The organism is Aliiruegeria sabulilitoris (assembly GCF_001558155.1).
Taxonomy (GTDB): Bacteria; Pseudomonadota; Alphaproteobacteria; order Rhodobacterales; family Rhodobacteraceae; genus Tropicimonas; species Tropicimonas sabulilitoris.
Map to the genome: position 1 here is coordinate 255,319 of NZ_LOAS01000001.1, position 21,127 is coordinate 276,445.

Annotated in this window: 12 protein-coding genes; 7 read left to right on the top strand and 5 right to left on the bottom strand. The window is 64.5% G+C overall.

Annotation, left to right across the window (positions count from 1 at the left end; all coding sequences use genetic code 11):
- Nucleotides 1–206: 206 nt before the first annotated feature.
- Both AX756_RS01210 and serA read left to right on the top strand, forming a co-directional pair.
- Entirely contained in the window at nucleotides 207–1,349 is a 1,143-nt protein-coding gene (locus AX756_RS01210; RefSeq protein WP_068307606.1) for a phosphoserine transaminase, read from the top strand.
- A 66-nt stretch (nucleotides 1,350–1,415) separates the two neighbouring features.
- Nucleotides 1,416–3,011: a phosphoglycerate dehydrogenase gene (serA, locus tag AX756_RS01215; RefSeq protein WP_068307610.1), complete on the top strand. Its 1,596-nt coding sequence runs from the start codon at nucleotides 1,416–1,418 to the stop codon at nucleotides 3,009–3,011.
- A gap of 134 nt (nucleotides 3,012–3,145) precedes the next feature.
- On the opposite strand, the gene hmgA is transcribed toward serA, so the two are convergent.
- The gene (hmgA, locus tag AX756_RS01220) at nucleotides 3,146–4,507 is read right to left on the bottom strand and encodes a homogentisate 1,2-dioxygenase (RefSeq protein WP_068307612.1); all 1,362 of its coding nucleotides are present in this window, start codon (nucleotides 4,505–4,507) and stop codon (nucleotides 3,146–3,148) included.
- 195 nt (nucleotides 4,508–4,702) lie between these two features.
- Between hmgA and AX756_RS01225 the strand changes: the two genes are divergently transcribed.
- A complete protein-coding gene (locus tag AX756_RS01225) occupies nucleotides 4,703–5,542 on the top strand; it encodes an amino acid ABC transporter substrate-binding protein (RefSeq protein ID WP_068307616.1) in 840 nt (279 codons plus the stop codon).
- A 16-nt stretch (nucleotides 5,543–5,558) separates the two neighbouring features.
- Here AX756_RS01225 and tdh read toward each other — a convergent pair whose 3' ends face one another.
- Both tdh and AX756_RS01235 read right to left on the bottom strand, forming a co-directional pair.
- On the bottom strand, nucleotides 5,559–6,584 hold the full coding sequence (tdh, locus tag AX756_RS01230) for an L-threonine 3-dehydrogenase (RefSeq protein ID WP_194247538.1): 1,026 nt from the start codon (nucleotides 6,582–6,584) through the stop codon (nucleotides 5,559–5,561).
- An 8-nt stretch (nucleotides 6,585–6,592) separates the two neighbouring features.
- Nucleotides 6,593–7,786, bottom strand: a complete 1,194-nt coding sequence (locus AX756_RS01235) for a glycine C-acetyltransferase (protein ID WP_068307620.1) — start codon at nucleotides 7,784–7,786, stop codon at nucleotides 6,593–6,595.
- A 129-nt stretch (nucleotides 7,787–7,915) separates the two neighbouring features.
- Between AX756_RS01235 and AX756_RS26320 the strand changes: the two genes are divergently transcribed.
- Together AX756_RS26320 and AX756_RS01245 are read left to right on the top strand one after the other, a co-directional pair.
- The gene (locus tag AX756_RS26320) at nucleotides 7,916–8,344 is read left to right on the top strand and encodes a MarR family winged helix-turn-helix transcriptional regulator (protein WP_231700951.1); all 429 of its coding nucleotides are present in this window, start codon (nucleotides 7,916–7,918) and stop codon (nucleotides 8,342–8,344) included.
- 73 nt (nucleotides 8,345–8,417) lie between these two features.
- Nucleotides 8,418–9,593: an acetyl-CoA C-acyltransferase family protein gene (locus AX756_RS01245; protein WP_068307622.1), complete on the top strand. Its 1,176-nt coding sequence runs from the start codon at nucleotides 8,418–8,420 to the stop codon at nucleotides 9,591–9,593.
- Between the two features lie 14 nt (nucleotides 9,594–9,607).
- Here the strand turns inward: AX756_RS01245 and pbpC are convergent, their stop codons facing one another.
- Nucleotides 9,608–11,641, bottom strand: a complete 2,034-nt coding sequence (pbpC, locus tag AX756_RS01250; RefSeq protein ID WP_068307624.1) for a penicillin-binding protein 1C — start codon at nucleotides 11,639–11,641, stop codon at nucleotides 9,608–9,610.
- Nucleotides 11,638–17,094 (bottom strand): alpha-2-macroglobulin family protein, encoded by a 5,457-nt coding sequence (locus AX756_RS01255; RefSeq protein WP_068307625.1) that lies wholly within the window; start codon nucleotides 17,092–17,094, stop codon nucleotides 11,638–11,640. The genes pbpC and AX756_RS01255 overlap by 4 nt, the downstream gene beginning before the upstream one ends.
- A gap of 169 nt (nucleotides 17,095–17,263) precedes the next feature.
- On the opposite strand from AX756_RS01255, the gene AX756_RS01260 reads away from it, so the two are divergent.
- Entirely contained in the window at nucleotides 17,264–19,531 is a 2,268-nt protein-coding gene (locus tag AX756_RS01260; RefSeq protein WP_068307626.1) for a response regulator, read from the top strand.
- Nucleotides 19,532–19,638: 107 nt separating this feature from the next.
- Nucleotides 19,639–21,027, top strand: a complete 1,389-nt coding sequence (locus tag AX756_RS01265) for a MarR family transcriptional regulator (RefSeq protein ID WP_068307627.1) — start codon at nucleotides 19,639–19,641, stop codon at nucleotides 21,025–21,027.
- The last annotated feature ends 100 nt before the right edge of the window (nucleotides 21,028–21,127 follow it).

The window sequence follows — 21,127 nt, forward strand, 5'->3', positions numbered from 1 at the left end:
GCTACCCCGCATGATGGTGATCGAGGATACATTGGGACGAACCACGCCGCGAAGTTTCCGATAGTGGACCGTGCCCGTCGTTTTTCCGCGCAGAAGAGTCGGGACAGGCCCATTTTCCCTATTGCCAGATAGCCCCTGCCCACCATATGAGCGTCGGCGGGACACCTCTCCCCAACGAGAGGCATATATCTGGAAGGATACCAGAAATGGCTATTCAAGCTCCGGCCACGCGGCCGGTGAACCCGCGTTTTTCCTCTGGCCCCTGCGCCAAACCCCCCACATTCTCGCTCGATGCGCTCAAGGACGCCGCGCTTGGCCGCTCCCACCGCGCCCCCATCGGCAAGTCCAAGCTCAAGGACGCCATCGAGACGACCCGCGAGATCCTCGGCATCCCCGCCGATTACCGCATCGGCATCGTGCCCGCCTCCGATACCGGCGCCATGGAAATGGCCATGTGGTCCCTGCTCGGTGAGCGCCCGGTCGAGATGCTCGCCTGGGAGAGCTTCGGCACCGGCTGGGTGACCGATGTCGTCAAGCAGCTCAAGCTCGACGCCGTGGTGAAGACCGCCGATTACGGCGAGATCGTCGATTTCTCGACCGTTGATTTCGACCGCGATGTCGTCTTCACCTGGAACGGCACCACTTCCGGTGTCCGCCTGCCGAACGGCGATGCGATCCCCGCGAACCGCGCGGGCCTGACCATCTGCGACGCCACCTCGGCCGCCTTCGCGGTGGATCTGCCGTGGGACAAGCTCGATGTCGTGACCTATTCCTGGCAGAAGGTGCTGGGTGGCGAAGCCGCCCACGGCATGCTGATTCTGAGCCCCCGCGCTGTCGAACGGCTGGAAAGCTACACGCCCGCATGGCCGCTGCCCAAGATCTTCCGCATGACCAAGGGCGGGAAGCTGATCGAGGGCATATTCCGCGGCGAGACGATCAACACGCCGTCGATGTTGGCCGTCGAGGATTATCTCTTCGCGCTGGATTGGGCGAAATCGGTGGGTGGCCTCGCCGGCATGATTGCACGCGCCGATGCCAATACAGCGGTGATCGGCAAATTCGTGGCCGAGAACGACTGGATCGACTTCCTGGCCGCCGACCCGGCCATCCGGTCGAACACGAGCGTTTGCCTCAAATTCTCCGACGACCGGATCAAGGACGGCGCAGCCTTCGCCAAGGCCGTCGCCAAGCGGCTGGCCGATGAAGGCGTTGCCCTCGACATCGGCGCCTACCGCGACGCACCTGCGGGCCTGCGCATCTGGTGCGGCGCCACGGTGGAAGCCTCCGACCTGGAGGCGCTCGTCCCCTGGCTGGTCTGGGCCTTCGAGTCCGAGATCGCCGCGCAGTAAGCCTTCACGCCGGGCCACCTGCCCGGCGCCTTCCCCGACAAAAAATATATGCCAAAGGAGTCTCCAATGGCCCCCAAAGTTCTCGTTTCCGACAAACTGAGCGAAACCGCCGTCCAGATCTTCCGTGACAACGGCATCGAAGTGGACTTCCTTCCGACCCTCGGCAAGGAGAAGGACAAGCTCCTGGAGCTTATCCACAATTACGACGGCCTCGCCATCCGCTCGGCCACCAAGGCCACCGAAAAGCTGCTGGAAAGGGCCACCAATCTGAAGGTGATCGGCCGCGCCGGCATCGGTGTCGATAATGTCGACATCGCGGCCGCGTCCAAGAAGGGCGTGATCGTGATGAACACGCCCTATGGCAACATGATCACCACCGCCGAGCACGCGATCGCCATGATGTTCGCCTGTGCCCGCCAGATCCCCGAGGCCTCTGCCTCGACCCATGCCGGCAAGTGGGAAAAGTCCAAGTTCATGGGCGTGGAACTCACCGGCAAGACGCTGGGCGTGATCGGTGCCGGCAATATCGGCGGCATCGTCTGCGACAGGGCGGTTGGCCTGAAGATGAAGGTCATTGCCTATGATCCCTTCCTCTCCGACGAACGTGCCGCAAAGCTCAACGTCACCAAGGTCGAGCTGGACGAGCTGCTCAAGCGCGCCGATTTCATCACCTTGCACGTGCCCTTTACCGAGAAAACGGCCAATATCCTGAGCCGCGAGAACCTCGCCAAGACCAAGAAGGGCGTGCGGATCATCAACTGTGCGCGTGGCGGCCTGGTGGACGAAGAAGCACTGGCCGACATGCTGAAATCCGGCCATGTTGCCGGCGCCGCTTTCGACGTCTTTGCCAAGGAGCCGGCCACCGAGAACCCGCTTTTCGGCCTGCCCAACGTCGTCTGCACCCCGCATCTGGGTGCCTCCACCACCGAGGCGCAGGAGAACGTGGCGCTGCAGGTGGCCCAGCAGATGTCGGCCTATCTCAACACCGGTGCTGTCGAGAACGCGCTCAACATGCCGTCTGTGACTGCCGAGGAAGCCAAGGTCATGGGGCCGTGGCTGAAACTGGCCGAACATCTCGGAGCTTTCATCGGCCAGATGACCGACGAGCCGATCAAGGCGATCAATATCCTCTATGACGGCAAGGTCTCGTCGATGAATCTCGACGCCCTCGGCTGCTCCGCCATTGCCGGTGTGATGAAGGCATCGAACCCGGATGTGAACCTCGTCTCTGCCCCGATCCAGGCCGCCGAGCGCGGCATCGGGATCTCGCGCACCACGCAAGCCAAATCGGGCGTCTTCGACAGCTTCATCAAGCTCACCGTCGTGACCGACAACCGCGAGCGTTCCATCGCCGGCACCGTCTTCTCCGACGGCAAGCCCCGCTTCATCCAGATCAAGGGCATCACCATCGATGCCGAGATCGGCGAGCACATGCTCTACACGACCAACGAGGACGTTCCGGGCATCATCGGCACGCTCGGCCAGACTATGGGCGAAAACGGCGTCAACATCGCCAACTTCACTCTCGGCCGTTCCGAGCCGGGCAAGGACGCCATCGCACTGCTCTATGTGGACGGGCCGGTCGATCCGTCGGTGATCGCCAAGCTCAAGGCGACGGGCCTGTTCCGCAATGTCTCGCCGCTGGCCTTCAACGTCGCCTGATCGGCCGGCGACAATCAACACATCAAAGCGCGCCGGGTTTTTCCGGCGCGCTTCTTTCTGCCTCTGGCCTTTGAGCTGATAGCGCGCATCGAGCGGCGCGAACCAATGGTCTCGCTCGGAATATGCTTCAGCCGTTACTTCTTGCCGGGTGTTCCGTCGAACTTCTTCTCCAGATCCGCCCAGCAATCGATGTAATCGTCCTGCAACGGCGCCTCCTTGCCGGCAAATTCCGTGAGGTGCTGTGGAAAGCGGGTCTCCATCATGAAGGACATCGTGTTGTCGAGCTTCTCCGGCGCCAGCTCGGAATTCGACGCCCCCTCGAAGGCGTTCTTGTCCGGCCCGTGCGGGATCATCATGTTGTGGAGTGACAGGCCGCCCGGCACGAACCCCTTCGGCTTGGCATCGTACTGGCCGTAGATGTTGCCCATCAGCTCGGACATGATGTTCTTGTGATACCAGGGCGGACGGAACGTATCCTCCATCACCATCCAGCGCTCCCGGAACAGCACGAAATCGATATTCGCCGTGCCGGGCACGCCGGAGGGCGCGGTCAGAACGGTGAAAATCGACGGGTCCGGATGGTCGAACAGGATCGAGCCGACGGGGCAGTAGGTCCGCAGGTCGTATTTCACCGGCGCGTAATTGCCATGCCATGCCACGACATCCAGCGGCGACTGGCCGATCTCGCAGCGGTGGAACTGGCCGCACCACTTGATGGTCACGGTCGACGGTACTTCGCGATCCTCGAAGGCAGCCACCGGCGTCTTGAAGTCCCGCCGGTTTGCCATGCAGTTGGCTCCGATCGGACCACGGCCGGGAAGCTCGAATTTCTGCCCGTAATTCTCGCAGACAAATCCGCGGGCGGGGCCTTCCAGCACCTCGACCCGGTACATAAGACCGCGCGGGATGATGGCGATTTCTTTCGGCTCCAAATCGATGATCCCCAGCTCGGTCGCAAAACGCAACCGTCCCTCTTGCGGCACCACGAGCAGTTCGGAGTCAGCAGAGAAGAAATAGTCGTCCTTCATCGATTCCGTGACGAGGTAGATATGGCTCGCCATGCCGACCTGGGTATTGACGTCGCCCGCGGTGGTCATGGTGCGCATCCCCGTGATCCAGGTGAGCGCCTGCTCCTCATGCGGGATCGGATCCCAGCGGTATTGCCCAAGTGACAGCACGTCCGGAATGACATTCGGCGCGGATTTCCAATAGGGCACGTCGATCTGCGTATAGCGGCTGGAATGCTTCACCGAGGGCCGGATGCGGTAGCACCACGTGCGCTCGTTCTGGTGGCTCGGGGCGGTAAAGGCCGTTCCCGAAAGCTGCTCACCATAAAGGCCGTAATTGCATTTCTGCGGCGAATTCATGCCCTGCGGTAGCGCACCGGGCAGCGCTTCGGTTTCGAAATCATTGCCGAAGCCGGGCATGTATCCCTCATGCGGGCCGGACAGGCTGGCGGCACGGATCATACCTTCGGGAAGCTCATGTCGGGTCATTCGGATCTCCTCTTCGCTGCGCCCTGTTCTTGCGTCTCGCCTTTGGACCTGCCATATCGTTGCACTTGCAACGATGTCAAGCCTGCCCGATCCGCCCCACATGCCGGCGCATCGATGCCGCGGAATTGAGTGGTGCCGAGGCAGCGTGGTCGTTAGGGTTTGCAAAACAGAAATAGACCAAGGCAGTTCGAGCCCATGCGCATCCTTTACCTTGTCCTGACCCTCGCCCTTGGCGTGGCCGGTCAGGCATCCGCCCAAACCATTGACCGCATCCGCGAGACCGGCGAACTGAAAATCGGCTATCGCACCGACGCCGCCCCGATCTCCTATGCCAATGAAGATGGGAACGCGGCCGGATACTCCGTCCTTGTCTGTGTCACCCTCGCGCAAGCCCTCGCGCAGAGCCTCGAGATGGAAGACCTCAACGTGACCTTTCATCAGGTCACCGGCGAGGACCGCTTCGACAAGGTCGCCTCGGGCGAGATCGACCTGCTCTGCGGCGCTTCGACGATCACCCTGGAACGCCGCAAGATAGTCGATTTCTCGATACCGACCTATGTCGACGGCGCGGTCGTTCTGCTGCCGCGCAACGGTAATCCCGCAATCCAGGCGCTCGATGGCAAGAAAATCGGCGTGCGCTCCAACACCACGACGGCCCGGGCGCTCACCAACACGATTGCCAGCACCGGGATCACCGCCGAAGAAGTTGCCTTCGACAGCTACGATGCCGGCATCGACGCGCTGAAAAATGGCGAGATCGATGCCTTTTTCGGCGATCAGTCGATCATCGTCCACAAAGTGAACACCATGAATCTCGGCAGCGAATTGCGCCTAACGAGCAATCTTCTGACGGTCGAGAAGCAGGGCCTTGCCCTGGCACGCGGAGATTCCGAGTTCCGCCTGCTCGTCGACCAGATCCTGTCCGCCATGTACCGGAACGGCTTCATGGAGCGGATCTACAAGCAGACCCTGCCTAATCTTCAGCCCGGCCAGGCGCTGCGTGCGCTGTACATGATCGCGCCCGAGGTCCCCTGATTACAAGCGGCGGCGCTCAGGTCCAGTCGAGTACGACCTTGCCCGAGGAGCCGCCGCGCATCACCTCGAACCCGGTCCGATAGTCATCCACCTTGAAGCGGTGGGTGATGACGTTGTGAACATCCAGCCCGTTCTGGAGCATGGCGATCATCTTGTACCAGGTCTCGAAGATCTCGCGCCCATAGACGCCCTTGATCGTGATCGCCTTGAACACGATCCGGGACCAGTCAACGGGCGATTTTCCGGGCGGAATGCCCAGTAGCGCGATCCGCCCGCCCATGGTCAAGGCCTCGACCATCTGGTCAAGCGCGGCCTGGTTGCCCGACATCTCCAACCCGATATCGAAACCCTGCTTCATGCCGAACTCGGCCATGACGTCCCTAAGGTCTTCGTGGCGCACATTGACCGGGCGCACATCGGCCACCTGCGTGGCCAGCGCCAGCCGGTCCGGGTTCACATCGGTGATTGCCACATGTCGCGCGCCGACATGCCGGGCGATGGCCGCCGCCATGATGCCAATCGGACCGGCGCCGGTAATGAGCACGTCCTCGCCCACAAGATCGAAACTCAGCGCCGTGTGTACGGCGTTGCCCAGCGGGTCCAGGATGGCGCCGATATCGTCCTCGATATCCTCCGGCAGTGGCACCACGTTGAAAGCCGGCAGACACAGGTACTCGGCAAAGGCGCCGGGCACGTTCACACCCACGCCCTTCGTTTCCGGGTCCAGATGGAACTTGCCGGCGCGGGACTGGCGCGAGTGATGGCCGATCAAATGGCCCTCGCCCGAACAGCGCTGACCGACATGCAGATCCTCTACCCGGCGACCGATCTCGACGATCTCGCCGGCGAATTCATGCCCTGTGATCAGCGGCACCGGCACCGTCTTGCGGGCCCATTCGTCCCAGTTCCAGATATGGATATCGGTACCGCAGATCCCGGTCTTCTTGATCTTGATGAGCACGTCGTCGGGGCCGATCGACGGGATCGGCACCTCCTGCATCCACAGGCCCATCTCCGGCTTTGCCTTCACCAGCGCCTTCATCATCGGCGTCATGACAGAACTCCCGTCTCGCGCCCCGCCTTGCCGAAGGCGTCGAGCGCCTGGTCGAGGTCTGCCCGGCTCAACGCCGCGTTCATCTGCGTTCGAATCCGCGCGGTCCCCTTCGGAACAACGGGGAAGAAAAACCCGGCCACGTAGACGCCGTGCTCGTAGAGCCGTGTTGCCATCTCCTGCGAGAGGCGCGCATCGCCCAGCATGACCGGCACGATCGGATGTTCGCCGGGTAGCAAATCGAAGCCGAGGCTCTGCAATCCCCCGCGCCAATAGGCGGCGTTCTCGAAGAGCCGCGCCCGCAACGCGTCGCCCGCCTCGACAATCCTCAACGCTTCCAGCCCGGCGGCAACAACGGCGGGCGGCAGGGAGTTGGAGAACAGATAGGGCCGCGCGCGCTGCCGGAGCAGGTCCACCACGGCTTGCGGCCCGGCGATATAGCCGCCGAGCGCGCCGCCAAGCGCCTTGCCCAGCGTGCCGGTGAGGATATCCACCTTGTCGGCCACACCATGGTGATGCGGCGTGCCCCGACCCTGCGGGCCCATGAAGCCGGTGGCGTGGCAGTCATCCACCATGACCATCGCGTCATAACGCCCGGCCAGCGCGGTAATCTCGGGCAGCTTGGCGAGGTAGCCATCCATGGAGAAAACGCCGTCCGTCGCGATCAGGATATGACGCGCGCCGGCCGCCCGCGCCGCCTTCAGTTGCGCCTCCAGGTCGTCCATGTCCGAATTGGCATAGCGGTAGCGCTGCGCCTTGCACAAGCGCACACCGTCGATGATCGAGGCATGGTTGAGTGCGTCGGAGATAACCGCGTCTTCCGCCCCGAGCAGCGGCTCGAACAGCCCGCCATTGGCGTCGAAGCAGGCGGCAAAGAGGATCGCGTCCTCCTTGCCCAGAAACCGGGCGAGCGCCCGTTCCAACTCCCGGTGCATGGGCTTCGTCCCGCAGATGAACCGCACCGAGGCCATCCCGTAGCCATCCGCATCAAGCGAGGCCTTGGCGGCGGCCACGAGGCGTGGATCGTCCGCCAACCCGAGGTAATTATTGGCACAGAGATTGAGCATCTCGCGCCCATCGACCTCGACATGCCCCCCTTGAGGCGTTGCGATGGGGCGTTCCCGCTTCATCAGCCCTTGCTGTTCGATCTCGGCCAATGTCTCTGCAAGGTGGCGTGCGAATTCCGGTGTCATGCCGATCTCTCCGTCCAGTTGTCCGTATCATGCCCCCAAATTTCCACCGGGGTCGACCGAAACCGACCGCGCTTGACGAATTCGAGCCGGTGTTTCAGCTATATAGCAGACCAGATCAGGGAGCGCCCCTTGAACGACTTCGACCTCGACACTTTCATCCCCTACCGGCTGGCCGTTCTGGCCGGAAAGGTGAGCCGCGAGTTTTCCCGCCACTACAACGAACGCTTCGGTCTTTCGCGTGCGGAATGGCGGGTGATCGCCCATCTCGCCGCCTCGGGGCCAGCCAGTGTCGGCGAGATCCACCAGCGCGTGGATATGGACAAGAGCCGGGTCTCGCGCGCGGCGACACGGCTGGAGGGCGAGGGGCTGCTCAGCAAGGAGGACCACCCGGTCGATGGCCGGCTTGTGAAGCTCACCCTGACGCAGGCCGGGCAGGAGATGATGGAGGAGCTGGCGCAGATGGCGAATGCCTACCAGGCCGAGTTGCTCAAACGCACCGGGCCGGGGGGGCTCGGGCTTCTGGCCGCGCTCGAACGCATGGGCGAGGACGGCGATTGAGACGTCACGTTCGGGGCGCGCCACAACGCGCGCTCTGCTAGCAAGGCCAGGGAACAGGATCTGGGAGGATCACATGCAGGACATCGTCATTCTCGGCAGCGCGCGCACGGCCATCGGGGCCTTTGGCGGCGCGCTCGCCGGACAGGCTCCGATCACGCTCGGCGCCATCGTGGCTCGCGCGGCGTTGGAGCGTTCCGGGCTCGCGCCCGCGCAGGTCGGCTCTGTCACCTACGGCCACATCATCAACACCGAGCCGCGGGACATGTATCTCAGCCGCGTCTCCGCGATGGAGGCCGGCGTGCCGGACAGCGTGCCTGCGATGAACGTCAATCGCCTCTGTGGCTCCGGCGTGCAGGCCATCGTGTCCGCCGCCCAGGGTCTGGCGCTCGGGGATGCCGATTTCGCGCTTGCCGGAGGGGCGGAATGCATGAGCCGCGCGCCCTATATCGTGCCGGCCGCGCGGTGGGGCGCCAAGATGGGCGACGCGACAGCGCAGGACATGATGCTGGGCGCGCTGAACTGCCCGTTCGGCACCGGGCATATGGGCATCACCGCCGAGAACGTGGCTGGGGAACACGGCGTCAGCCGCGAGGATCAGGACGCTTTCGCGCTGGAGAGCCAACAGCGCGCGGCGCGGGCCATCGAAGCGGGCCATTTCGAGCGCGAGATCGTGCCCGTGGAGGTCAAGGTGAAGCGCGAGACCGTTTCCTTTGCCCGCGACGAGCACCCGAAGGCGACCACATTGGAGAAGCTGGCCGCCCTGCGCCCGGCCTTTCAGAAAGACGGAACCGTGACCGCCGGAAATGCCTCAGGCATCAATGACGGCGCCGCCGCGCTGGTGCTGGCCCGGGCGGAAGCCGCCGAGGCAGCGGGGCTTGTGCCCAAGGCGCGGATCCTGGGCTATGCGCATGCCGGCGTGCGCCCCGAGGTGATGGGGATCGGGCCGGTGCCGGCGGTCGAGAAGCTTTGTGCGCAGACCGGGCTCGACGTTTCGGATTTCGACGTGATCGAGTCGAACGAAGCCTTCGCCGCGCAGGCAATTGCCGTGAACCGCGCGCTCGGGCTGGACCCGGCCCGGGTGAACCCGAATGGCGGCGCAATCGCGCTCGGCCATCCCGTCGGGGCCACCGGGGCAATCATCACCGTCAAGGCGCTCTACGAGTTGGAACGCACGGGCGGCAAGCGCGCGCTGATCACCATGTGCATTGGTGGCGGACAGGGGATCGCGCTGGCGCTGGAACGCCTGTGACGTGAGCGCGGGCGCTATTTCAGCCTGATGGAGACCCGTGCCGTGCGTCCCTCGGCGTCGATGACCGATAGATCGAGGAAGCCCTTGCCCGGATCGGGCAGGAGGCTCTCGCGCTGACGCGTCTGCAGGATGACAGGCGCGCCATTGGCCAGCCATGAGAAGGGCGGAGTGCCGTCACGCACCTTGAGCAACAGCCCGTCATATGCCTCGACCTCGGCGCCATCGGGCGGGAAGGCGAGCTTGGGCGCATCGGCGGCTTCGCGGAAGACGGCATTGCGCGGGCGGAAGTTGCGCAGCGGGGCGGGCAGATCCGCATTTGCTGCCAGAAGGGCCGCGGCGGGCGGTGGGGAGAGCGGCTCGATCCGCGGACCGATCCGCCCGAAGGTCTGGAACAGCACCGGCGCCGCCAGATCGCCGCCAAAGGCACCCGGCACCGCCGTCCCGTCCGGCCGCCCGATCCAGACACCGGCCACGTGCCGCCCGTCGAACCCGATCGCCCAGGCGTCGCGGTGGCCATAACTGGTGCCGGTCTTGTAGGCGAGCTTCAGCCGCGCGGCATGGGGTGGCGGCGGCATGCCCGACAAGATATGGCCGAGCTGCCAGGCCGAGACATCCGTGAGAATGCGCTTTTCCTCGAACTCGAAACCCAGCGTGTCGTGCAGCGGCATCGACACCCCGCCCCGCGCGATGGCGCCGTAAAGGCGGATCAGGTCTTCGAGCGTGACACCCACCCCGCCGAGTGCGACTGCAAGGCCGGGCGTGTCGTTCGGGATGACGGGCGTGACGCCTGCCCGTTCAAGCCGCGAAACCAGCCGCGCCGGGCCGATGGCTTCGGTCAGCGCGACAACGGGGATGTTGAGCGACATCTGCAACGCCCGCCGCACGCGGACCGTCCCGCGATAGAGCCCATCGAAATTGACTGGGGCGTAGCGGCCGAAGGAGACCGGGCGGTCCTCGATCAGCGTTTCCGGATGGGCCAGGCCCGCGTCGAAGGCCAGCCCGTAAACCAGCGGTTTGAGCGTCGATCCCGGCGAGCGCAGGGCGCGGGTCATGTCCAGCCAGCCGCCGCGCTCCTCGGCGAGATAGCCCGCCGAGCCAACAGAGGCCAGAACCTCTCCGTTTCGATGATCGGCCACCATGATCGCCGCTGAAAGCCGCTCGCCCGAGGCGCTTGCAGCCTCGGCGGCGAGGGTTTCGAGCGAGGCTTGCAGGTCACGGTCGAGCGTCGTGAGATGCACATTGCGCAACGGGTGCTCGGCCTGTAGCCGTTCTGCCAGATGCGGGGCGTACGCCGGGAAACTGCGGCGGATGGCCGGAACCGGCGTTGTCCGCGCCGCTTCGGCCGTATCAGCATCTATTACACCGGCGCCGACCATGCGGGCGAGCACCCTGTCCCGCGCCACGGTGGCGTTCTGATTGTGCCGGTCGGGGCGGCGCGACGTCGGCGCCTGCGGGATCGCCACCAGAAGCGCGGCCTGGGCCGGAGTGAGCCGCTTCGGTTCCTTGCCGAAATAGGCCAGGCTCGCCGCGCGCACCCCTTCGAGATTGCCGCCAAAGGGCGCGCGTTCGAAGTAGATCGAGAGGATCTCTTCCTTGCTCAGCTCCCGCTCCAGCGCGAGCGCCAGCCGGAACTGGCGGATCTTGCCCGCCATCTGCCCGGTCGTGCCATCTTCCAACAGGCGAGCAACCTGCATCGTCAGGGTCGATCCGCCCGACACGACGCGCCCATTCTGCACCGCCTGCCCCGTGGCGCGCAGCATGGCGAGCCAGTCCACGCCATGATGGCGATGGAAACGCTTGTCCTCGAAGGCGACCAGCATGGCGGGATAGACCGGGTCCACATCCGCGAGCCGCGCGGCCATCCGCCAGCGGCCATCGGCAACGGTAAAGGCGCGCAGGAGCCGCCCCTCGCGGTCCAGAACCTCGACCGAGGTCTCGACCACGAGCACCGGAATATCGGTCGCGTCCACCCAGGCATCGAATGCATCCCGCCCGGCGGCGCCGAGAAACAGCGCCAGCGCCAGCAGGAAGAGGCCGAACCGTCTCATTCGGTGACCGTCACCCGGCCTTCCTCGCCGCGGGCGCGGAACTGCGGACGGTACATGTCCTCAACGCTGGCGGCGGGGTGGTGGTAGCTTCCCGGCGACACGGCGCGCAGGATGTAGGCCAGCCGAAGCGGCTTGTCCGAGCGCCAGTCCACCGCCGCCAGGAAGCGCTCCTGCCGGAACTCGGTATTGCGGGCCTCGGCCGTTTGCAGCCAGTCCAGCCCGCGAATGTCGCCTGAGCGCACGAGGCTCGGATTGTCGATCTCGAAGCCCGCGGGCAGCGGGTCGTTTACCATCAGCCGCGCCTCGCTCTGCTGGAAAGGCTTGACGGTCAGAACCGCCACCAGCCGCGTGCCCTGCTGCACAAGGCCGGGATCGGCGGGTTCGCCCTCCATCGTGTAATAGGCGCGGTCGATCGAATAGCCGTTGCCGTTGCGGCTCTCGGGCTGCAGGGGCACACCAAAGGTGGTCAGGGTGAGCTGCGCCTCCTGCGCGCCGGTATTGGTGACGATGATCGGCACGGCCGAGGTCTCGTCCTCCATCACCCGCACCAGCGGTCCGTCCACCGGGTCTCCGTCGATCAGGAAATCACCCGCGCTGGTTTCGACCAGCGCATGCGCGGCCAGAAGCGACCAGACGCTCTCCTGCGTGGAACGGCTGCGGTCGGTATCGGCCAGCCGGTCCACCAGAACGTTCCGGTCGAATGCCTCGCTGCCCGCCTCCACGGCGAGTGTCAGAACGGCGGCGGAATCGCGCAGGTTGGTGCCGTAATCGGCCCGCCATATCGCTTCCTGCTCGTCCGAGAGTTTTGGCAGAAGCTGTGCCGCCGCCCGACGGAACATGGCGTCCGCGCGCGGCTGATCGCCATACATCGCCAGCGCCGAGCCGATCTGGGCGGTTGCCAGCGGCGAGCCGAAATCATCGCCCTTCACGTCGGCATAGTACCGCAAATCGCCGATGGGCGCGGCACCCTCGCGGGCCAGCACCAACAGCGCATAGGCGACATCTTCACCGCCGGTCTGGAAATCGCCGGCATAGTTCAGCTCGTTGCGCAGGTTGTCCATCGCCTGCCGGAAGGCGAGGTCCGGCACGCTGTGGCCTTGCGCACGGGCGCGGCTGAGGAAATCCGAGACATAGGCATCGAGCCACATATCGCTGTCATAGGCATTCCACAGCCCGAAGCCGCCCGAGGAAGTCTGGCGCGAGAGCACGATGTCGATCGCCTGCCCGATCCGCTCCGGGATCGTGGCGTTTTCCTCCATCCCCATCGCGCTGGCGAGCTGGTCGAAATAGAGCAGCGGCAGTGCCTGGCTGGTCACTTGCTCGGTGCAGCCATAGGGGTAGCGGTCGAGCGCGGAGAGCAGGCCGGGCGCGTCCAGCCGACCCAGCGGGCCGAGCGCGAGCGTGGCCGAGCCGGTGCCCGGGCGCATACCGGTAAAGACATCGCGCGAGAGCGTGAAACTCGCCCCCGCCGCCAGCGGAAAGCGGGTGGTGGTGGCGGTTTCGGGGTCGTTCACCTGCACCGGCAGTTTCAACGTCTTCTCAAGCCGTTTGCCGCCCGGCGTGGTGACGGCCAGTACGATCTCGGCAAGGCCGGTTTCGGTCGCCATGACCGGCACGGAGAGGACCGTCTTCTCCCCTTCGCCAAGCTCCAGCGCAGCCGGTATGGCGCTCGCGTCGAGCGTCACACCTTCCGCCATTGCCTCGATACCAAAGGCTCCGACAGGCCCCTCGGCATGAACCAGTTCCAGCCGCATCTCGGTGCTGTCGCCGGGCGCCATGATACGCGGCAGCGAAGCGGTCAGCACGGCGGGATCGCGCACCAGCACATCCGCATCGGCCTTACCGACGCCGGAATTGCTCCAGACAACGGCCATGAGTTTCACCTGCCCGTTGAAGGACGGCATGTCGAATGAGGTACGCGCGGTACCATCGGGCCCAACGGTCAGCAGGCCGCTGAAATAGGCAACCAGTTCCTCCGTCGGCGGCGGCGCCTGCATGCGCATCTGGGCTTCGGCATCGCCGCCCGAGCGCAGGCTGCCGCGATTGCCGGATTGCCCGTCGATCAGGCGGCCATAGATGTCGCGCATACCGACCCCGAGCTTGCGCTGGCCAAAGTAATATCCGGGCGCATCGGGGGGCAGGTGGCCGGTCAGGTTCAGGATACCCTGGTCGACCGCGGCGATGGTGGCAAAGGCGGTCTCGCCCTCGGTCATGCCTTCGACCCTGAGGACGACCTCCAGCGCTTCGCGTGGCTCGGCCTTTTCAGGAACCTCAAAGCTGGCCGAAAGGCGCGCGGCGCCGGGATCGACGCTGGCATGGGCAAGGCCGAGCGCGCGGGCGGGCGCGTGGCCCTCGGTGGGGGCGTTCATCGGCCGGATCAGGGTGGCAGTGACATAGGCGCCCGCCCCCCAGTCGTCGGTGACGGGCAGCTCGATCAGGCTTTCGCCCGCCGGAAGCTCGACCGTCTTCATGTCGATCAACCGATTGGAGGCGACCGTGATCAGCGCCTTGCCCGCGTGGCGCGGCACGACCCGCAGGCGCGCGGCATCACCTGCGCGATAGGCCTCCCGGTCGAGCGACACGTCCAGCAGGTCGGGCGTGCTCAGCGCTTCGGCGGGCGCGTACCAGCCCGCGTCGAAGGCGTATGCGGCGGCGGCATAAGACCCGTCCACCCGCTCCACGACCAGTTCATACTGGCCCCAATCCACCGGGGCCGAGATCTGCAGCGGGGCACCCTCCAGCGAGGCCTCGCCGCTGGCAACCCGGCTACGCCGCGTCATCGGTTCCCAGTTCCAGCTGCCATAGGCGGAGTACCACTGGTAGCGGGTCTCAATACGGTTGAGCTTCCAGGAGACGCGCATCGGCATCGCGGAGAGGTCCGCGCCAATCCCGATCACTTCGAAACCGGCTTCGCTGCCCTCGCCGACAACACCGTCGAAGAGTGGGCGCAGGCCGATCAGCGGCCCGGTGGGCGCGACCGGGCGGGTCATCTGCCGCTCGACCGGGCGGCCGGAGCCTTCGGAGACGCGCACACTCACCTGTGCTTCGAGCGGGCGGGTCGTCTCGGGGATATCCGGGAAGGCAACCCGCAGGATCGCAACACCGTTCGCGCCGGTACGCGTGGCCTCGAGCGCGGCCATATGCGGCTCGAACGGGTCGTCATAGCGGCCAAAACTGTAGCCCGGGAAGCCTTCGATCATGTCGGTCGCGCTCAGGCGCACTTCGCCCTCCACCGGCAGGTCGCTGCCAGAAGCGCCGAACAGGTACTGGGCGTTGACGGCAAGGGGCGGCTTGCTCGTGCTGTCCAGCGCGCCTTCGGGCAGCACCATCTTGAAATCGATCCGTTCGGGCAGAAAATCCTCGACCAGCAGCTCGCGCGTGCTGAGCGCGGGGGCGTCCGGGTCCGTGTGCAGGGCGATCTTCCAGGTGCCGCGCGGAACGGTTCCGCCCAGCGGCATGGAGACCACATGGCCCCCGGCCGTTCCGCCATCCGTCACATGACGGCTGTATTCGACGCCATCGGGCCGCGACAGGATCGCGGTAACCGGCAGGCCGGCAATCGCCTGCGCCTTGCCGTCGCGAGCCAGCACGGTGGCATGGATCGTCTCGCCCGCGCGGTAGGCGCCACGATCCGTGGCCAGGAACAGGTCCACCGGGCCGGCGGCCTGCCGCCCCTCGACACCGCGATCGGAGAGGTCGAATTCCGGATCGGACAACGACAAGAAGCCGAGATCCTCCTCGCCCTTGCGCGCCAGAACCAGCGCCGGGGCAGATCCGCCGCGACCATTGACAAGGCCGAGCTCGAAAGCGGCATGACCGTCAGCATCGGTCGCGACGCTGGCCAGCACACGGTTCGAGCGGGAGATAAGCGAGACGTCGATCCCTTCCAGCGGATCGGCCGTGCCGAGGGAGCGCACGAAGAGGTGCAAACCGTCGGCGCCGCTCATGCTGGCAAGGCCAAGATCGGAGATCACGAACCACTGCGTCGCCGTCGGCGCGTCATAGCTGTCCATGCCCGCAACCGAGGCCTGCAGCGCATAAAGACCGGCTGGCTGATCGCCGATGGCCTCCGCCATGGGCAGAAGCGTGGTCACATCCTGGTTGAGCGCGCGGTCGACCTCCCCGGTGCCTCGCCAGATTTCCTCGGCCATCTTGCCTTCGAGCCGGTCGGTCTCCCACGGGGAAAGCTGCTCGCCGAACATGTTCTGCTGGATCATCTGCATCAGGTTGCGATCGTCCACCCGGTGCAAAGCCAGTTCGACCTCGTCGAGATTGACCGTCACGATGGGCAGCGCCGCATCGGGCGTGCGCGCCAGCACATAGGCGCGGCCGGGGAAACGGACGGAGGGCGAGCGGTCGCGCACATAGACGTTCAGATCCACGTCCTTGATCAGCCCTTCGCCGGATTCCGCAGGTGTGCCGGCACGGAAGGTGAGCTGGTATCGCGCGCCATGCTGGACGCCTTCGACGCAAAGCTCCCTGTCCTCGGCCTCGACCGAAAATCCGGTCTCGGGAAGCTGAACATAGGGTTCGAAATCCATCCCGCGGGCAAGCGGCTCGTTGAAAATGGCGCAGATGCGCGGGCGGGCCGGGTCGCTGTCAACGCGGTGGTCGACGATCTGGAAGCCGTAAAGTGAAATGGCCTCGTTCAACGCGGTGCTGACCGCGCCCGACGGTGCAGTTCGGTCGGCCAGGCGCAGGGCGGGCAGGATTTCACGCTCGCGCTTGCTGTCCTCCAATGCGCGCGCCAGAACCAGCAGCGCTTCGGCCTGCATTTGCGGTGTGGCCGCACGCAGATAGGCATTCACGGCTGCCGGAATGGCACGCTGGCGCAGCTCGTTCTGCCTGTTGCGGTCATTGATTTTGGCCTGCAAGGCAGATTCCGCATAAGCAAGCCAGCCGTCCGGCGCATCCGTCATGGCCGTATAGGAGCCAGACCATTTGAGCGCGGCGTTGTGGTCACCGGCGACGCGCGCCTCCTCCATGCCGCTTATCAAGGCTTGAGGGCTCCAGCCGCTGGTGAAGTGGCGCATCGCGATGGCTTCGGCTTCCTTCCGGGCAGCCACCAGATCCTCGGGTCTCATGAAGTCCAGTTGGGCGGAGCGCAGCTTAGCCGTCTCAAGGGTGGCCGTGGGGGTTTTAACCACAATTGCCGAGATCGCGCCGGTATAGGGCTCACGCTTCGTCACCGCGCGCTTTGCAAAACAGCTGTTGGAGCGTGAATTGAAGGTGAAGGCCTGGCAGTTTGGATCCGTCAGGCAGGCCTGTTGGCACGCCTCGAAGGTGGTGTCGAACAGCGAGCGCAGGTCGTCGCCGTAGAAATCCGTGTCTCGCTCGACGAGAAGGCGCCGCTCCGGGATCGGGCTGTCAAATGTCTGTGCCCGTGCCTGAATCGGAAGCGCCGTGAGAAGACAGCAGGCGAAAATGAAAACCTTCAAATAATCGAAACGCATGGCAAGAACTCCGCGGGCAAGCCTACCCCTTAGCGTGACACAACGCGGCGCGGCTTTGCAACGATTCCCCACCGGCTATCCCTGCCGAGATTAAACCCCTGTTCACCAAAGTGCGGGAAGGATTGCGCAACGAGATCGCCTGAACCGGCTGAGCGGGAGATGCCACGAGATGAGCCTGACGGACAAACTGGTTATGGAACGCCGGGCCCGGTTGGCGGCGGAGCGCAAGCTGGAGCTCAAGAGCCGTGAATTGTTCGAGGCCAACCGCAAGCTGTCGCAACATGCGCTGGATTTGTCCGGCCAGATCATCGAGCAGCGCGAAGAGGTCGCCCAGGTGCGGCACGAAGCCGAAGCGCTGAAGGACCGCAACCAGCAAACGCAGGCGCAGTTGGAACGGGTGCGGAAGCTGGCCGAAATCCATGAGCGGCGCTTGTGGGACTCGGTCGAGGCGATCAGCGACGGGTTCGCGGTGTTTGACCAGCAGGACAGGCTGATCGCGGCCAACTCCGCTTGGCTGGCATTGTTCGACTATTCGGAGGTCATCCAGCCGGGCATTCCCTATCTCGAAATGATTCGCTTCGCCGCCGAGGAAGGCATCTTCGATATCGGCGACATGACGCCGTCGAACTGGCTGGCGGACATGCTGGATCGTTGGGACCGGCCCGATATCCCCGAGGTCACGATCCAGCTCTGGAACGGACAGTATTTCCGCCTGCTGGACCAGCGATCCCGCGACGGGGACATGGTGTGCCTTGCCGTCGACATCACGGTGATGAAGCGGCGGGAAGAGGAGTTGCGCGAGGCGCGCATCCGGGCGGAAGCGGCAAACCGTGCCAAATCCGCCTTTCTTGCCAATATGAGCCACGAGCTGCGCACACCCATGAATGGCGTGATGTCGATGGTGGACCTGCTGCTGGAAGGCGATCTGGACGAGGAGCAGCGTCTCTATCTGCGCACCATCCGCAGCTCTGGCGAGTCGCTGCTGTCGATCATCAATGACGTGCTGGATTTCTCCAAGCTGGAAGCCGAGAAGATGCAGTTGCGCCCCCAGCCCTTCGACATGGAGCGGATGCTGCACGAGGTCCTGACGCTTGTCGCGCCCATGGCGCGCGACAAGGGGCTCGACCTTCACGTGGATTACGACCTGTTCCTGCCGACCAAGCTGGTCGGCGATCCGGGTCGCATTCGGCAGGTCCTGACCAATCTGATCGGAAACGCGGTGAAATTCACCGAAAAAGGGCATGTCTTCATCCGCGTGGTCGGAATCGAGGCCGACGGGGGCGCATGGCAGACCCACGTCACGGTGGAAGACACCGGAATCGGGATCGCGGCCGACATGCAGGAGCATATCTTCGATTCCTTTGCGCAGGTGGAACAGGAACGCAATCGTACCTTCGAGGGGACGGGACTTGGCCTGGCCATCAGTCGCGAGATCATCGACAGGATGGGCGGGCAGATCTGGGTCGAGTCCGAAGAAGGCAAGGGATCCTGCTTCGGGTTCCGGATCTCGTTGCCCTTTGGCGAAGAGAACCGGCACATCCCGCAAGGGCTGGCAGACGGGCTGGCCAATGCGATGATGGTCGGTGGCGGGGATCTCGACCAGGAGATCCTGTCGCGACAACTCCGCCAGCTCGGCATGGATGTGCATTGCGCGTCCAGCGGCAGCGCGTCGCTGGCCGAAATCGGCGACGGGTTCCGACCTCAGATCGTCCTGATCGACGAGCGGCTACCGGATGCAACCGGACTGGAGCTTGCGGGGGCGATGCGGCTCGCCGGGCTCCATTCCTCGACGGTTCTGCTGTGCGCAGACAAGCGTATGAACCAAACCTCCGGAGAATTCGGAACGGTGGACGCCGTTCTCAGTCGACCGATCCTGAGGAGCGACCTTTTCCGAACGCTCGCGGCGTTGGCCCCGCATCATGGTGCCGCACCCCAAGCCGAAGAACCGGATGCCGGCACGTCGGCGGGGACACCCTGCTTCGCATCATGTCGTCACTCCGCGCAGCACAAACAGGAGGAAGCGCGAACGATGCGGGTGCTTGCCGCCGAGGATAACCGGACCAACCAATTCGTTTTCCAGAAGCTGGTGAAGGCGCTCGATATCGAGCTGAAAATCGCCTCGAACGGGCAAGAAGCCATCGCGCTCTACAAGGATTTCCAGCCCGACCTGATCTTCATGGACATTTCCATGCCGGGCACGGATGGCAAGCAAGCCACGCGTGAGATCCGGCGGATGGAAGCCGGCAAGCGCCATGTTCCCATCGTGGCGATGACGGCGCATGCGCTGGCGGGGGACAAGGAAGACATCCTGGCCGCTGGCCTGGATCACTACCTGACCAAGCCGATGCAGAAATCTCTGATTTCCGCGATCATTCGGGAAGCCTGCCCGTCCGGTTGCAGGCCGCCGGGCGCGCGCGAGGTTGCCGTGGCCGAGTGAGCGTCCCGCCAGAATCCTCACCCGGAAGGCAAGAAATACCCAGGTTTTATTGACATATTTCCGATATCGAGATATAGTAAGAAATCAAACAAACATGGAATCGAGTCATGGTTTCGCCCGATGAAAGCCTCGGTCGGAGCGTCACGGATTTCCTGCGCCTCGTGCCCGTCCACATTTCCCCGATCTTGTACCGCATCGAGTACAATGGGCGGATGCTGACTGAGAGCGAAGTGATGGTCGTGATGCTTCTGGAACGCCTCGGCCCGCTTTCCCCGACGCGGATCAGCCGCGGGCTGAACATGCAGAAGGGAAGCCTCACCTCGGTTCTACGCCGCCTTGAAGGGCTGGGGGTGACCGCCCGAACCGACAACCCCGAGGACGACAGAAGCTACATCGCCGAATTGACACCGCAGGGAGCGGCTTTCGCGCGGAGGTTCGAAGCGGATCGTCAGGAAAAGCTGCGGGACCTGTTCACCGCGATGGCTCCGAACGACCGGCGTCTTGCGGCGGAAGGCCTGGACCTGCTGACCGGGTATTTTCGCGAAGTGGAGGAGAAGGAAATGGCTGCGACACTGGATGATCACGCCCCGGTCCTGAACTGGTACCATGCGGCAAGCCCCGAGGATCGCAAGGAGTATGACGCTTTCGGCCCATGGCTGACCGAGGTGAAAGCCGAGGAGGACATGCCCCCGCGCTTCCGCGCTTTCTATTCCGAGAACAAGGATGCCGATTTCCTGCTCAAACTGCCGAAGAACGCCGACCGCCGGCAACTGCGCCCGGGAATGGACCTCTACGACGCCGTGTTTGTCGTGGACAAGGAAGGTGTGGCCGTCATCCGGCTGGAGGATGGCGGCGTCACGCGGACCTATGCGGCATGGGATGACGTGGCCGCCGTGGGCAGCTACGGCGACAAGCTGCAGGGCGTCTGGACGCTCTATCTCAGGGACGGGACGCGCAGCACGCTGAGCTTCAACAGGGTGTCGACCGACCTGATGGACAAGGTGACAGACTTCGTGCGCGCCCGCCTGCGGGGTGATCGTGGCAGCACGGCGCTGCCCGATATCACACTGCCTCCGATCGAGATCACGGATGCGGACCTGTTCTTCGGATCTGCGCTGCTGGAGATCCGGCGTCGCAGCGAGGACGACGTCTCGCCCATCCATTTCGAGCCGGAGGGCCAGCGTTGCTTCGATGTCAGTGGAGATCGCCAGGTTTCCACAGGCGTTCTGCTGCTGGACACGCCATCGGAACTCGTCATCGTCAACCGGGACAGACCCTCGCACCGCCGAGGCGAAGCGTGGCATGCGTCGAATGACATCTTCATTCCGTATTCCCGGGTCACGCATTTCTCGCTCATTGCGGCCCCGAACAACCAGAAAGGGTATTTCCACACCCTCGTTCTGCGTCTTGACGGGCAGGCGATCGAACAGCCCTGCCTGCAAATTCCGACTGCCGTGATGGAGGTGCTACGCGCGCGTTGCGGGGCGGCGATGTGATGTGACCGGTACTTTGGTCGGTATGTTTGCGCGTCCAGACAATAATGGGGCCCGGTCGGGCCCCTCGTCATTGACGGGTTTTTGCTCTTGAAAAGCCCAC